13 protein-coding genes are annotated in these 14,268 nt (G+C 44.3%); 5 read left to right on the top strand and 8 right to left on the bottom strand.

Features of this window, described 5'->3' with window-relative positions; translation table 11 throughout:
• Positions 1-22: 22 nt before the first annotated feature.
• The 8 genes from L0U88_RS16575 to L0U88_RS16540 form a co-directional block, all read right to left on the bottom strand.
• Entirely contained in the window at positions 23-430 is a 408-nt protein-coding gene (locus L0U88_RS16575) for a hypothetical protein (RefSeq protein ID WP_234867291.1), read from the bottom strand.
• Between the two features lie 10 nt (positions 431-440).
• Positions 441-1,178: a hypothetical protein gene (locus L0U88_RS16570; RefSeq protein ID WP_234867289.1), complete on the bottom strand. Its 738-nt coding sequence runs from the start codon at positions 1,176-1,178 to the stop codon at positions 441-443.
• A gap of 31 nt (positions 1,179-1,209) precedes the next feature.
• A complete protein-coding gene (locus L0U88_RS16565; RefSeq protein ID WP_234867287.1) occupies positions 1,210-1,755 on the bottom strand; it encodes an RNA polymerase sigma factor in 546 nt (181 codons plus the stop codon).
• A gap of 30 nt (positions 1,756-1,785) precedes the next feature.
• Positions 1,786-2,739 (bottom strand): transketolase family protein, encoded by a 954-nt coding sequence (locus tag L0U88_RS16560; RefSeq protein WP_234867286.1) that lies wholly within the window; start codon positions 2,737-2,739, stop codon positions 1,786-1,788.
• A gap of 27 nt (positions 2,740-2,766) precedes the next feature.
• Entirely contained in the window at positions 2,767-3,822 is a 1,056-nt protein-coding gene (gene galE, locus L0U88_RS16555) for a UDP-glucose 4-epimerase GalE (RefSeq protein WP_234867284.1), read from the bottom strand.
• 35 nt (positions 3,823-3,857) lie between these two features.
• Positions 3,858-4,724: a glucose-1-phosphate thymidylyltransferase RfbA gene (rfbA, locus tag L0U88_RS16550; protein ID WP_234867282.1), complete on the bottom strand. Its 867-nt coding sequence runs from the start codon at positions 4,722-4,724 to the stop codon at positions 3,858-3,860.
• Between the two features lie 96 nt (positions 4,725-4,820).
• The gene (locus L0U88_RS16545; protein ID WP_234867280.1) at positions 4,821-5,882 is read right to left on the bottom strand and encodes an inorganic phosphate transporter; all 1,062 of its coding nucleotides are present in this window, start codon (positions 5,880-5,882) and stop codon (positions 4,821-4,823) included.
• A 94-nt stretch (positions 5,883-5,976) separates the two neighbouring features.
• The gene (locus L0U88_RS16540; protein ID WP_234867278.1) at positions 5,977-6,624 is read right to left on the bottom strand and encodes a DUF47 domain-containing protein; all 648 of its coding nucleotides are present in this window, start codon (positions 6,622-6,624) and stop codon (positions 5,977-5,979) included.
• A 156-nt stretch (positions 6,625-6,780) separates the two neighbouring features.
• Between L0U88_RS16540 and L0U88_RS16535 the strand changes: the two genes are divergently transcribed.
• The 5 genes from L0U88_RS16535 (at position 6,781) to L0U88_RS16515 (ending at position 14,216) form a co-directional block, all read left to right on the top strand.
• Entirely contained in the window at positions 6,781-7,992 is a 1,212-nt protein-coding gene (locus L0U88_RS16535) for a porin (protein ID WP_234867276.1), read from the top strand.
• A gap of 130 nt (positions 7,993-8,122) precedes the next feature.
• Positions 8,123-10,915, top strand: a complete 2,793-nt coding sequence (locus L0U88_RS16530; protein ID WP_234867275.1) for a TonB-dependent receptor — start codon at positions 8,123-8,125, stop codon at positions 10,913-10,915.
• A 39-nt stretch (positions 10,916-10,954) separates the two neighbouring features.
• Positions 10,955-12,313, top strand: coding sequence for a beta-helix domain-containing protein (locus tag L0U88_RS16525; protein ID WP_234867273.1), 1,359 nt, complete (start codon positions 10,955-10,957; stop codon positions 12,311-12,313).
• Positions 12,314-12,377: 64 nt separating this feature from the next.
• Positions 12,378-12,797, top strand: a complete 420-nt coding sequence (locus L0U88_RS16520) for a hypothetical protein (protein WP_234867271.1) — start codon at positions 12,378-12,380, stop codon at positions 12,795-12,797.
• Between the two features lie 153 nt (positions 12,798-12,950).
• Positions 12,951-14,216 (top strand): DUF5690 family protein, encoded by a 1,266-nt coding sequence (locus tag L0U88_RS16515; protein ID WP_234867269.1) that lies wholly within the window; start codon positions 12,951-12,953, stop codon positions 14,214-14,216.
• The last annotated feature ends 52 nt before the right edge of the window (positions 14,217-14,268 follow it).

The following is a 14,268-nucleotide window of genomic DNA, read 5'->3' as shown; positions in this document are numbered from 1 at the left end:
CACCTCGCCAAGGCCGCGTGAGTTAGTTATCACGAAAGCGCGCCCGGTTATCCTGGCGCTGTTGCCGGCGTTCCTGTAGTTCTTTTTGAACGTATCCGTAGAATTCTTTTTCGGCCTTAAAGAATTGATTCGCCCGGTCAGGGGATAATGCCTTGCTAAAGGATGCCTGGTACTTCTTTCTGACCTCCAGTAGCTTCTCTTCGCGTTTGAGTTCATCACCCCCACGGTTCTCCTGCCGAACTTTTTTTAAATCGGCCATATATTCATTGTATATAGGCCAAAATTTCTGCGCCTCTTCCGTATTTAGATTAAGCTTCTTGGTCAGGTAGGCTACTTTCAGCGCTTCCAATCGTTCCCCGTCGCGCTGTTGCGCCTGGGTTACCAGTTGAAATGAGCCTATAAAAAAAAGAAGTGTAAAAATATATTTCATGCCTTTCCCTTTAGTTCATTGAATTTGCGTTTTTGCCATTGAATTCCTGCAGGTATTGTTGCAGCGCTTCGTCGCTAACATCTCCGAGGAGATCATGTACTTCAGATCCGGATAATTCGCCCGGAGTAAGCACGGCTGTTCCATAATAGATTGTACTGGTAGGATTCGTAAACTCCAGTATTTCCTCATCACTGATCTCCCTGATTTCCTTGTCCAATTGCTTTACGAAAGCCGGATTAACACCCAAACTATCGGATGCCGGGCGGAAATACAACCAGCCAGCCAGGGCAATCACTGCAGTAACTACAGCGGCAGCAGCGTATCGTATCCAGGACCTGCCCAGTGAGATTACTTTAGCGCCGGAACTTGAAGGAGCTGTATGAGTAGCATTCCCTATGTTGTTGCCCGCCTGAACCTTGCTTAGCATTCGTTGAGGTAGTTCTTCAAAATATCCGGCAGGTACTGTATATGGGATTTCTGTTCCAATTGTATTCAGGGGTGAAGCAGGGGATAGTTCGAAATACCCTTCCGGTACCGTAAACGGCATTTTTTTTGATAAGCCGGCCAGCAGGGGAGAAATAACTTCAATTTCCTCCTTTGCTTCATCCTGTTTTACCAGTTGAAGCATTCTTTGAGGGAATTGTTCAAAAAACCCGACAGGTACATCATAGGAATGCAGGGACTGCTTACCAATGAGTGCCGGAGCTAACTCCCATAATTCATTTTCTATGTTCTGATCGGGCGTCATCGTTTATTAGACCCTGCCAACTGGCCCAGGTTTAATGATTTAGTAAATAGTCTTCAATTTTTTTAACTGCATGGTGATACGATGCTTTCAGTGCTCCTTCGGAGGTATCCAGCACCCGGCTCATCTCTTCATATGGCATTTCGTCATAATATCTCAAGCTGAATACAATCCGCTGTTTTTCCGGCAGTTTTTGAATGGCAAGTTGCAGTTTCCATTCAATTTTCTGTGCATCAAAGTCTTTTTCAGCCCGAACCTGGTTGATCAGTCCTTCTTCTACATCAGAAAGCGAAACCGATGCTTTTTTCTTCTGTTGTTCCAGGAAGCTCAGGCATTCATTGGTTGCCACCCGGTATAGCCAGGTATAAAGTTTGGAATCTTCCCGGAAGTTATCGAGGCCATTCCATACCCGGATAAACACATTCTGGAGCACATCGTTCGCATCTTCATGGTTTACGACCATCCGACGGATGTGCCAGTATAGCCGTTCCTGATATTTCCTGACAATAGAAGTGTAAGCACGCTCCTTTGTTTCAGGTTGTCTGAACTGGGCCAATAATTCTAGATCGTCTGTTGCCATAATTGAACCGGTCGGGTGGTTCCGGTAAGTTTATTTTCGGGAAATTACTTTTTTGGCGGCTTCCACGATATGATCGGGGCTAAGTCCGTATTTTTCGAGCAATTGGGCAGGTGTTCCACTTTCACCGAAAGTGTCCTGAGTGCCAACCATTTCGATGGGAACAGGATGGTGTTTTGCGGTAACCCGGGCAATACTTTCACCTAAACCGCCTAAAACATTGTGTTCTTCCGCTGTAACGGCACAACCCGTTTTCCGGATAGAGGCCAAAACGGCTTCTTCATCAAGTGGCTTGATCGTATGAATGTTTACGATCTCCACGCTTAGGCCTTCTGCCTCCAGTTTTTTACCTGCTTCGATTGCATTCCAGACCATATGTCCGCATGCGAATATGCTGACATCCGTTCCCTTGCTGAAAAATTGAGCTTTGCCGATTTCAAAAGGCAGCCCTTCGGTGAAAATTGGCCAAACCGGGCGACCAAACCGCAGGTAAACTGGTCCTTCATATGCCGCAATGCCCAGGGTGGCCTGACGTGTTTGCTCATAATCGCAGGGAACGATGACCGTCATACCCGGAAGCATTTTCATCATGCCGATATCTTCCAGAATTTGATGGGTAGCACCGTCTTCACCAAGGGTAAGGCCTGCATGGGAGGCGCAGATCTTTACATTCTTGCCGGAATATGCTACGGATTGCCGGATCTGGTCGTAGACCCGGCCGGTAGAAAAATTGGCGAAGGTGGTGGTAAATGGAATCTTGCCGCCGATTGTTAAGCCAGCTGCTATTCCAACCATATTCGCTTCCGCAATCCCACATTGGATAAATCTGTCGGGATTTTCTTTGATAAAGGTTCCCAGTTTCAGTGAGCCAGCCAGGTCGGCGGTAAGAGCTACCACATTTGGATTGGTCCTGCCGAGTTCCGTAATGCCATCGCCAAAGCCGCTGCGGGTATCTTTTTTTCCTGTCACCTGGATTTCCTTCAACATACGCTAACTGTTATTTTGCTAAGATACTTAATTCAGATTGGCCTGCTGTACCTGGAAAAGGTTCTCGTCCTCCTTCAGTTTTTTCTCCCATCTCCAGGCTGTATCCATCATGTCTTCCAGGTTATATTTTAGTTCCCATTCCAGTTCATTCACCGCATGTTCGTTGTTGGCATAAATTGCGATGACATCACCCGAGCGGCGGGGACCGATCGAATAATTGAGTGCCTGTCCGCTTACTTTCTCAAAAGCACGGATGGCTTCCAGTACGGTAACCCCATTTCCTGTACCGAGGTTAAACACTTCACAGGATTTTTTTCCTTTTCCTTTTATCAGGTATTGGAGAGAGAGCGTATGTGCATGGGCGATATCCGAAACATGGATGAAGTCGCGCAGGCAAGATCCATCTCTTGTATCGTAATCGTTTCCAAAGACAGTCAGTTGCGGTATTTTACCGATAGCCGTCTGGGTGATGGCAGGTACCAGGTTTGCCGGCCGGCCAATTGGTAATTCTCCGATCTGAATACTGGGGTGCGCACCTACCGGATTGAAATAACGAAGCAGGATACACTGGGTTTGATTCACTTTCGCAAATTCACTGATAATTTGTTCTCCCATCTGTTTGGTATAACCATAAGGAGATTCGGCCGGTTTTGGTGGAGTGCTCTCTGTAACGGGAATTTCATCAGGGTTGCCATACACCGTGCAGGAAGAGGAAAATACGAAATAAGGAACTTTGAATTCCTGCACACATTTCAGCAGGTTGAGGAGGCTGACCAGGTTGTTCTCAAAATAGAGGAGGGGCTGCTCCACAGATTCACCAACCGCTTTGTAGGCTGCAAAATGGATGATGCCGGCGATATCGCTGTTCTCTGCGAAGATGGCATACGTGTCATCAAAATTGCAGAGGTCTACTTTGTAATTTTTGATTTTTTTACCAGTGATTTTTTCTACTCCTTCAAGTATACGAGGCGTAGAACGGGAGTTGTTATCGACAGAAATGACTTCAAATCCGTTTTCAACCAAATCAACCACGGTATGTGAACCGATATAACCACATCCACCGGTAACCAAAATCTTGCTCATGGGATTGTTTTAGGTTAATGATATATCTTATAGTGTCAACCTTCTTTTAGAACGGTCATAAGGTATTGTCCATACCCGCTCTTCAATAAAGGTTGTGCAATTTTTTCAAGTTGTTCGTTGTTAATAAATCCTTTTCTCCAGGCTATCTCTTCAATACAGGCTACTTTAATGCCCTGTCTTTGTTCAATAACCTGCACAAATTGTGCAGCCTGCATCAGCGAATCAAAAGTTCCGGTATCCAGCCATGCAGTGCCACGATCCATAATGGAAACTTTGAGCTTGCCTCTTGTCAGGTATTCTTTGTTCACATCCGTTATTTCGTATTCTCCCCTGGCACTTGGTTGCAGGTTGGCGGCAATTTCAATCACGGTATTATCATAAAAATACAATCCAGGTACAGCGTAATTACTTTTTGGCTGGACAGGTTTTTCTTCAATGGAAATCACCTGGTTGTTTTTATCAAATTCTACCACACCATACCGCTCAGGGTCGCTTACACGATAGGCATATACAATTCCACCTTCTGGATTTGTATTATGCGCAAGTTGTGTTCCAAGGCCTGCACCGTAGAATATGTTATCTCCCAGTACAAGTGCAACTTTGTCTTTTCCAATAAAAGGTGCTCCGATTACAAATGCCTGGGCCAGTCCGTTTGGTGTAGGTTGTTCCGCATAGCTGATTTCAAGGCCCAGTTCATTTCCGTTGCCTAATAATTTTTTAAACAGAGGCAAATCGTGTGGAGTTGAAATAATCAATATTTCCCTGATTCCGGCCAGCATCAGCGTGGAAAGTGGGTAATAAATCATTGGCTTGTCATAAACCGGCATGATTTGCTTGCTGATGGCATAGGTAATTGGATGCAGCCGGGTGCCTGAACCCCCGGCAAGAATAATTCCTTTCATAGTAGCATAAAATAGTCGGCAATATAAGCCAAATTCTCTATGTGTGCATGAAAAAGGGGTGCCGACCGACACCCCTTTTGCTGGCTAAGTAATTTCTTAGAATATTGCCTTAATAATAAAATATACAATTGCTGCAATGATGGCCGACACAGGAATAGTGAGGATCCAAGCCCAAAGCAGATTAATGGTAACGCCCCACCGAACGGCCGACAAACGTTTGGTGGCACCTACACCGATGATAGCGCCAGTAATGGTATGAGTGGTACTAACGGGAATCCCCAATGCTTCCGTCAGATAGAGTGTTGCGGCACCTGCGGTTTCTGCACTAACTCCTTCTAGTGGTGTAACTTTTGTAATTCGGGTACCCATCGTCTTAACAATCTTCCATCCGCCACTCAATGTTCCAAATGCAATCGCCGTAAAACTTGCAACAGGTACCCACCAGTAATCTTCCACAAAATGAGAAAAGCGGTGTGCGGAATCCAGCGTTGTGTAGGCAGTATTTCCGTTTTGAACTTCGAAAAAGATAACGGCAGCGCCTATGATACCCATCACTTTTTGCGCATCATTTCCACCGTGACCCAAACTGAATAGGGCTGAGGATACTAGCTGCAATCGCCGGAACCATTTTTCAGCTTTGTACGGCACTGCTTTCCTACAAATATTCAATATGATTACAGTTATAATGTAGGCTATAATCATTCCAATTACCGGAGCAAGGAATATGAAGAGAAAAGTGGGTAATACTTTTGCGTAATTGATTACATCTTCCCCATTTTTAACCATTCCGCCTGCATGTGCTACTGCTGCACCCATAAATCCACCGAGTAATGTGTGGGATGAACTCGAGGGAATTCCAAACCACCAGGTTAACAGGTTCCAGGTAATGGCGGCTATCAGGCCGGCAAAGATCACTTCCAGCGTGATAAAATTCTCATGGACTGATTTGGCGATGGTATTGCCAATTTTGAATTCTCCAATCAGGTATTTGGAAATGAAGAATGCGGCAAAGTTGAATACGGCTGCCCATAAAACTGCCTGGAAGGGTGTCAGTACTTTAGTTGATACAATGGTTGCTATTGAGTTAGCTGCATCATGGAAGCCATTGATATAATCAAATATCAGGGCTAACACAATGATGATTACCAGGAAAGTCATGGACGGAAGTATGAGTTATGAATTATGAAGTATGAAGTAGGAAGTAAGAAGTGTAAAGTCTCACGTCTCACGTCTCACATCTCACTTAGTTGTTTTATGCATATTTAATGATGATGCTTTCAATTACATTGGCGGCATCTTCACATTTGTCGGTAACGATTTCCATTACCTGGTAGATCTCTCTTTTTTTAATTACTTCCTTAGCGTCTGGTTCGGTTTCAAAGAGTCGATCAATGCTCAGATCAAAAATATCGTCCGCCTGGTTTTCAATGCTGTTCACTTTTACCAGTGCATCGGTGATCTGGCGCATGTTTTTCATGTTCCGCAGTTCAATTACTGCATTTTTGATATGCTCTGCTCCCTGCTCAATCAGGTCAGCCATTTTCTGGATGCCGGGATCATTCGGGTTCACCTTATAGAAGTTGATCTTTTTGGCTGACGCGAATATATAATCACAAATGTCGTCCAGTGCCGTTGCCAGGTAGTGTATGTCCTCGCGATCGAATGGTGTAATGAAATTTCTGCCGAGCTCAGTGAAGATTTTATGGGTCAGATCATCATTCACATGTTCAAGATCCTCCATTTTTGAAATCAGCCCCGCTCTCTTGTCGAAGTCCGATTCACTCACCACATCTTTCATCAGAGCGCCCATTTTGGCAACAGTATTTGCTACTTCTTCAAAAAGAGAATAAAAGACTTTATCCTTGGGAGTGAACAGTTTCAGGATCGAGGACAGTGCCATAACTAAATTTTGCGCAAAAATAGACCGCTTTACCCTGTTGAAGGGTGTCGGGGGCTTTGGTAATAATTTCTTAACATTGCGTACCCGCCCCGCCTGTATTTGACGGGTACCTTTGCCGCCGTTAATAATTTGGTAACATTAAATTAACTCCAGTAAATGGCTTCGTTTTACCGTGTTTTTGGCTTGATTCTGATTGGGTTGACTGTTTTTTTTAATGTGTCGGGCCAGGATTCGGTGACAACAGTAGCCGTTACCAAGAAGAAGTGGTTTGAGACATTCACGATCCGGGGCTATGTTCAAACACGGTACAATCGCCTGCTGGAAACCAATCCTAACTTAAAATGTGAGCAATGTGACCGTAGTTGGGGAGGTAATGGAGGATTTTTTCTTCGCAGGGTCCGGGTCATAATCCAGGGAAATATTTCTGATCGGGTGTCTATATATATACAACCTGATTTTGCCTCCTCTGCCGGTGGAGGACTCAATTATGGTCAGATCCGCGATGCCTATTTTGATCTTGCTTTTGATGAAAAAAAGACCTGGCGCATTCGGGTTGGTCAAAGTAAAATTCCTTACGGATTTGAAGGTATGCAGAGCAGCTCCAATCGCTTACCCCTGGATCGTAGCGATGGTATCAACTCCTCTTTTGTTAACGAGCGGGATATCGGTGCTTTTTTATATTGGGCCCCTGCAGAAAAGCGAGAGTTATTGAGTCGTCTCACGGAGGATGGACTCAAGGGCTCCGGGGATTATGGCGTTGCAGGTTTTGGCGTGTTTAACGGACAATCTGCCAATCGACCCGACCAGAATCGCCAGGTGCATGTGGTCGGCCGGTTTTCATGGCCTACCCAATTGTCCAACGGGCAAATCATCGAAGCTGGCATTCAGGCTTACACCGGAAAATACACTGTTGCCGATACCACCCGCGGCGTCAAACTAATTAACCCCGAGGCAAGTTATAAAGATGAACGGGTTGCCGCGTCATTTACATTATACCCACAACCTTTTGGTATCCAGGCAGAATATAATGTTGGAACAGGTCCAGAATATGATCCGGCCACTAATACAATTCAGCAAAAAAAATTGCAGGGAGGTTATTTTATCGCTAACTATATGATGAAGCCGGGTAAAATGGTGTTGATTCCTTTCGCGCGTTACCATTATTATCAGGGAGGTAAAAAATTTGAGCTCGATGCGCGTAGTTACCAGGTGAATGAACTGGAACTGGGTGCCGAATGGCAGATCAACCGAAATGTTGAGCTGGTAGCTATGTATGTGTTTTCTAATCGCCGTTACGAAGATGCGGCCAATCCTGATAACAAACAAAGTGGTCGTTTGCTGCGCCTGCAGGCGCAATTGAATTTCTAAATCCTTGTAGGATAAGGCCTTCAGGCCTCCTTAATATTCCGGTAACATTGGAGTTACAATTCGTTAACGCTCCAATAACAGGGCGATAATATTGCCCTTCTACTTTTGCCCGCAAATAAATCCCTTAGTTGTGAGCAAAAAATTTACCTACCTGTTGTTGTTGGTGTTGATGACCGGACTGCATGCCGCAGCACAAACAACAATCAAACTCAGTGGTAAAGTAATCAATACCCAAAATGAACCTGTACCCGGTGCCACCATTGCAATTGAAGGTGCTCAACAACGGGTTGCTGCAGATGTGGAAGGTCGGTTCAGCCTCAACCTGGCTGCAGGGAAAAAATATGTATTAAGAGTATCCAGTGCAGGTTATAATACCAAACTGGTTGAGGAGGTTGAATTAAAAGAAGGTGTAGAGAACAATGTTACCATTGTGCTTGAAACGAAATCAGAGTTGGGAGAAGTAGTTGTAAGAACTTCCGTACGTCGTGAAACTACTTCTGCACTGATTAACCTGCAACGTAATAATACAGCAGTATCGAGTGGTATTGCTGCCGACCTGATCAAAAGAACACCCGACCGTACAACTGGTGAAGTATTGAAGCGGGTGAGCGGTGCTTCTATCCAGGATAATAAATTTGTTATCGTTCGGGGTTTGAGTGATCGATACAACGCGGCCTTTATCAACAATGCCCAGCTTCCTTCGTCTGAACCAGACCGTAAGGCCTTCTCTTTCGATGTGATTCCTGCCAATATGATTGATAATATCATTATCAACAAAACGGCTACTCCTGAGCTGACCGGTGAATTTGCAGGTGGTTTGATCCAGGTACAAACAAAAGATATTCCTACCAAAGATTTCCTTTCTGTTGGCGTTCAGTTCGGATTCAATACCAACTCTACGTTTAAGGATTTTATCAGCAACCCCAGAACATCCACTGATTGGCTGGGTTTTGATGATGGCACTCGTAAATTTCCTGCAGGTTTCCCGGGCTCTCCCCAGGAATACCGCGGACAGAATGTGAACGATCAGATAGGAGATTCAAAGCTGTTCCGCGATGATGTATATGCACAGCGCAACACTACGGCACTTCCCATCATGACCTATAATATTGCCTACGGTAGTTCCAGAGTCTTGAAAAATGATGCCAAACTGGGTTTGATTGCCTCTGTAGTGTATCGTAACTCAATGATTCGTTACAATGTAGATCGCCAGTTTACGCAAAATGACGGAACCCCGATTTTCCAGTTTGAAGACCGTCAGAATCGTTACCAGACCAACCTGGGAGCCCTGATCAACCTGACCTATTCACAGAAAAAAAATAAAATTTCCTTTAAGAATATTTTCAACCGTTTCTACGATGACAATTACTTCATACGGGGTGGTGTGAATAATAACCGTAACCAGAATGTGGACTTCTACTCTTCCTTCTTAAACCAGCGTAACTTTTTCAGTAGCCAGTTAGAGGGTGATCATCAACTATCAATTGCTAAAGCAAAATTCCGCTGGAACGCCGGGTATTCACTGGTTACTAGGGATCAGCCTGATCTTAGAACGCAGCAGTACACACAGGCATTTGGAAGTAATGTGAAACAAATCGATCCGGATGATTCCCGTCGTTTCTGGTCAGATCTGCAGGATCATACGGTAACAGCTTCCGGTGCATTTACCATTCCCTTCGAACTTTTTGGTGAGAAGCAGAATTTCAAATTAGGTGGTTCTACGATTGTACGCTTCCGTGATTTCCAGTCTAGAATTTTCCGGTACCGCGAAGCGAGCCTACCGAATTTCAATGATGATCTCGTGAGTTTACCATACGACCAGATTTTTAACCGCAATAATTTTGGTATCAATGGTTATGTTGTGGATGATTTTACCGGAAACTCTGATAAGTATTTTGGTATATCAGCTATCAATGCCGGGTTCCTGATGTTCGATAATAAATTGAGTGATAAAGTTCGTTTGGTTTGGGGTGGCCGTCTGGAGTTTTTTGAGCAGTATCTGACATCGAAAGATGTAACTGCCAAACGCATCGATGTGAATACAGAAACCTACGACTTCTTACCTTCTGTAAACCTGACCTATTCAATCAATACCACTCAGAACCTTCGTTTTGCCGCATTCCAAACTGTTGCCCGTCCGGAGTTTCGTGAGATTGCTCCCTTCCAGTTCTTCGATTATGAGTCAAACTATGGCGTTTCCGGTAACCCGGATCTGAAGCGAACCAAAATCCTGAACCTGGACCTTCGTTATGAGATTTATCCAAGAGCGGGAGAAGCCTTTACAATTGGTGCTTTCTTCAAGCGTTTCACTGATCCTATCGAATTCCGACTGGATCCGGGTTCCAATGCCGACCGCCGTTTATACTTCTATCAGAATGCTGCTGAAGCGAATACTTATGGTGCAGAATTGGAGATTCGCAAAAACATGGATTTCCTGGGGGATAGCAAATTCTTCGATAACATGACGGCTTTCGGAAACTTCACTTACCTGTTTTCGGATGTAAGCTTCCCGGATGCAACATCAACTGGTCAAACTATCAGTTCTAACCGTCCGATACAGGGACAATCTCCCTACCTGATCAATGCCGGGCTGCAGTATTCAACCGATAAAGGATTAAATGCAACAGTATTGTATAACCGAATAGGACCCCGCCTTGCATTGGTAGGTAACGGTGAGTTCCCGGATATATATGAGCGTCCCCGTCACCTGCTTGACTTCCAGTTATCCAAAAGGATATTGAAGAAAAAGGGAGAATTGAAACTAACCTTCTCAGACATCCTTAACAATGAGATTTATCTCTTTGAGAATGTAGGAGGTAGCAAAGAATTCAATAAAGGGAATGGAGATCGACTCTTTAGTTCTTATCGTCCTGGTACCAATATTTCAATTGGCTTCACCTATGATTTCGATTTAAGAAAATAAACAACTATAAACACTACTCAACTTTTTAAACTGTATAAAATGAAATTGGTAAAACAATTTGCCCTCATCGCGATTAGTGCGGTAACTATTACTTCCTGTATAAAGGTAGAAGTGGGTGATACAATTAACAATCCAGGTGGCGGTACGGATACCACTGCCCGTGTTTTAAACGGTACCATTGATGAAAGCGTAACCCTGACTCGTGGAACCTGGACCCTGAAAGGATATGTGTATGTAAACAATGGCGCTGTGCTGACTATCGAACCAGGCACCATAATTAAAAGTGATGTAAGCGATAAAGGTGCCCTGATCATTGAGCGTGGTTCCCGCCTGATTGCTGATGGTCGTCCTGATGCTCCGATTGTATTTACTTCCGGCCGTCCTGCAGGTGAGCGTGCGCCTGGCGATTGGGGTGGAATCATCCTGTTGGGTAATGCACCAACTAACCGCCCGCAGTCTCCGGCTCCAATTATCGAAGGTGGTGTTAACCGCCCTTATGGTGGTACCAATGCTGCTGATAATAGTGGAACTCTTCGTTATGTGCGTATTGAATTTTCTGGTATTGCTGCCGAGCCAGGATCCGAGATCAATGGATTAACGCTGGGTGGAGTAGGCTCCGGTACAATTATTGAAAACGTACAGGTTTCTTATGGTGCAGATGATGCATATGAGTTCTTTGGTGGTACAGTAAACTGTAAAAACCTGATCGCTTTTGGTACCATGGACGATGACTTTGACTTCGATTTTGGTTACCAGGGTAAAATTCAATTTGCAGTATCTCTGCGTGATAAACCAGCTGATACTGACCAGGCCAATGGGATCGAGTGTGATAACGATGGATCAGGTTCCAATGCTGAGCCGTTTACCCGCCCTTACCTTTCCAACCTTACTTTGATCGGACCTTATGATACAACCGGTTCTAATTCAAACCATGGATTTTCCAATCGCTGGAGAAGAGCTACCCGTTTTGTACTGAACAATTCTTTGTTGATTGGTCATCGCCGTGCTGGTTTCTCAATGGAATCTGCAGCAACTGCCCAGGCTTATAAAGATGGCTTATCTGAATTCAAGAATAATATTGTGGCAGTTTACACCAGACCTTACAATGTACAGGATGATGGTGCTAAGACAGTATTTGCTACAAATGATATTCTTCAGACAAAAGCAGAATCAGAGGGTAACAGAACATTAGCATCCCGTGAAGCAGTTCAGTTAAATGATCCGTTCAATTTAACAGCTCCTAATTTCCTACCCAAAGCCGGTTCTCCTGCCTTGACAGGTGCAAGCTTTACCGGTATGGACAGCTTCTTCACCACCACTTCCTATATTGGTGCTTTCGGAACTTCCAACTGGGCGCAAGGCTGGTCCAGCTTTAACCCGCGTGCGAACGTTTATTAATAATTCCTAAACTCTTTTTGCCGCTTTGTGAGAAATTGCAAAGCGGCAATTTATTTTTGGATATATGAAATACTGCCTGTTTTTCGGACTTCTGATCACATTTCTTTCCTGTACCGAAAAGAAAAATGCAATAGGAGACAGCCTGTTTCCACAAATGGCTGCGGTTGACAGCATTCAGGTGCTTTTCTATGATAAGGAAGATGAAGATCGTTTTTTTACCTACCTGGTTAATTCGGATCCTTCAAAAATAAAAGCTTTGATCAACGATCTGCGTTATGATACCATTGCGCCAGTATCCTGCACCCGGCAGGGTAAAATCTATTGCTTTATTGATGGAGCAATTTACAATACCGTTTATTTTAACCTGGATTGCCAGGTTCCTCATTTCAGGTACATTAAAAATGCGCGGCTTTATCATTTTCCCATGTCGGCTTCAAACCGTCAACAATTGCAGACCTGGAAGAAAGAAGCGATTGCGCCTTAGTTAGCTGATGTTTACTTAACCTCTCATTCATAATTCGGTAATAAGAGATGCTGAGATTTGTGTCTCAGTTGTTGTGTTTTCAATAGCAGCAAGATTTTCTCATGCAGTTTAGACCCGGACTATTTCTATAGTCCGGGTTTTGTATATTGAGTGATGTTCACCAAAAAAGACTGGTTAAGCGCTTTTTATGCGGCACTGATTGCGTTTTGCCTCTATTCCAGCCTGTTTGCCTTTCGTAAGGCATTTAATGTGGCAGCTTTTGAAGGGTTTAACCTGGCCGGACTCGATTATAAAATTGTCCTGGTCATCACCCAGGTTGCCGGTTATATGGCCAGTAAATTTTATGGTATCAAGTTCATCGCTTCCATGAAAAGAATGGGAAGGGGCAGACTGATTCTGATCCTCGCCGGTGTTGCCTGGCTTTCCTGGCTCGCATTCGGACTGATACCCGCCCCTTATAACTGGCCCTGTCTTTTTTTTAGCGGATTTCCACTGGGGATGCTTTGGGGGGTAGTGTTCTCCTATGTTGAAGGCCGGCGTATGACCGATTTTATCAGTGCAGCGCTCGCAGTGAGTTTTATTTTCGGATCGGGACTCGCCAAGTCCGTTGCTTCCTTTGTGATGGAACAGCTCGGCGTTTCGGAATACTGGATGCCTTTTGCCACCGGTGCCATTTTTGCCCTGCCACTGGTTTTTTTTGTGGTACTGATGGAAAAAATTCCACCTCCATCCGAGGACGATATCCGGCATCGTACGGTGCGCTTGCCCATGACCGGTAGTCAGCGTATGGAACTGGTTAAAACCTATGGCCCTGGTTTGTTTTTGCTGGTGCTGGTTTATTCATTGGTGACCATTCTCAGAGAGGTGCGCGACAGCTTTATGGCAGATATGTGGCGTGATTCAGGGGATCAATTTAACCTAAGCGTTTTTGCTCAAACCGAAACGATTATTACTGTTGTATTGTTGGTACTTATTGCTTCCATGGTACTGATAAAGCAGAACTTCAAAGCCCTGATGCTGACTCATTGGATTATGGGAATCGGTTTTTTACTTAGCCTGCTGATCACCATTGCCTACAGGCAGCAGACTGCATCCACTTTTTACTGGATGTTGGGAGTTGGGTTAGGTCTGTATCTTGTATATATTCCGTTCAACAGTATTTTATTTGACCGGTTGATTGCCAGTTTCCGCATAACCGGCAACGTTGGATTCCTGATTTACCTGGCAGATTCGTTTGGTTACCTGGGAAGTGTTACTGTTTTGCTGAGTAAATCAGTATTTAATATTCAATTGTCCTGGTTGAATTTTTACCAGGAACTGGTTCTTGTATCAGGAATTATTGGATTGATAGCAACTGCTGCTTCCATGTTTTATTTCAGAAATAAATTCAAGAAGAGGGAACTGGCTCCACCATTCTGAGTATCAATCATCAAAAAATAATCCTCTAACTTCAATTTCCGAAATCAACTGG

Source organism: Flavihumibacter fluminis (assembly GCF_021491375.1).
In the GTDB taxonomy this organism is placed as follows: domain Bacteria; phylum Bacteroidota; class Bacteroidia; order Chitinophagales; family Chitinophagaceae; genus Flavihumibacter; species Flavihumibacter fluminis.
This window is presented reverse-complemented; position numbering and strand designations above follow the sequence as displayed.

What these genes read in the sequence shown, in the direction of transcription:
- L0U88_RS16575 (WP_234867291.1), bottom strand. Translation starts at nt 430, where the DNA reads ATGAAATATATTTTTACACTTCTTTTTTTTATAGGCTCATTTCAACTG.
- L0U88_RS16570 (WP_234867289.1), bottom strand. Translation starts at nt 1,178, where the DNA reads ATGACGCCCGATCAGAACATAGAAAATGAATTATGGGAGTTAGCTCCG.
- L0U88_RS16565 (WP_234867287.1), bottom strand. Translation starts at nt 1,755, where the DNA reads ATGGCAACAGACGATCTAGAATTATTGGCCCAGTTCAGACAACCTGAA.
- L0U88_RS16560 (WP_234867286.1), bottom strand. Translation starts at nt 2,739, where the DNA reads ATGTTGAAGGAAATCCAGGTGACAGGAAAAAAAGATACCCGCAGCGGC.
- galE (WP_234867284.1), bottom strand. Translation starts at nt 3,822, where the DNA reads ATGAGCAAGATTTTGGTTACCGGTGGATGTGGTTATATCGGTTCACAT.
- rfbA (WP_234867282.1), bottom strand. Translation starts at nt 4,724, where the DNA reads ATGAAAGGAATTATTCTTGCCGGGGGTTCAGGCACCCGGCTGCATCCA.
- L0U88_RS16545 (WP_234867280.1), bottom strand. Translation starts at nt 5,882, where the DNA reads ATGACTTTCCTGGTAATCATCATTGTGTTAGCCCTGATATTTGATTAT.
- L0U88_RS16540 (WP_234867278.1), bottom strand. Translation starts at nt 6,624, where the DNA reads ATGGCACTGTCCTCGATCCTGAAACTGTTCACTCCCAAGGATAAAGTC.
- L0U88_RS16535 (WP_234867276.1), top strand. Translation starts at nt 6,781, where the DNA reads ATGGCTTCGTTTTACCGTGTTTTTGGCTTGATTCTGATTGGGTTGACT.
- L0U88_RS16525 (WP_234867273.1), top strand. Translation starts at nt 10,955, where the DNA reads ATGAAATTGGTAAAACAATTTGCCCTCATCGCGATTAGTGCGGTAACT.
- L0U88_RS16520 (WP_234867271.1), top strand. Translation starts at nt 12,378, where the DNA reads ATGAAATACTGCCTGTTTTTCGGACTTCTGATCACATTTCTTTCCTGT.
- L0U88_RS16515 (WP_234867269.1), top strand. Translation starts at nt 12,951, where the DNA reads ATGTTCACCAAAAAAGACTGGTTAAGCGCTTTTTATGCGGCACTGATT.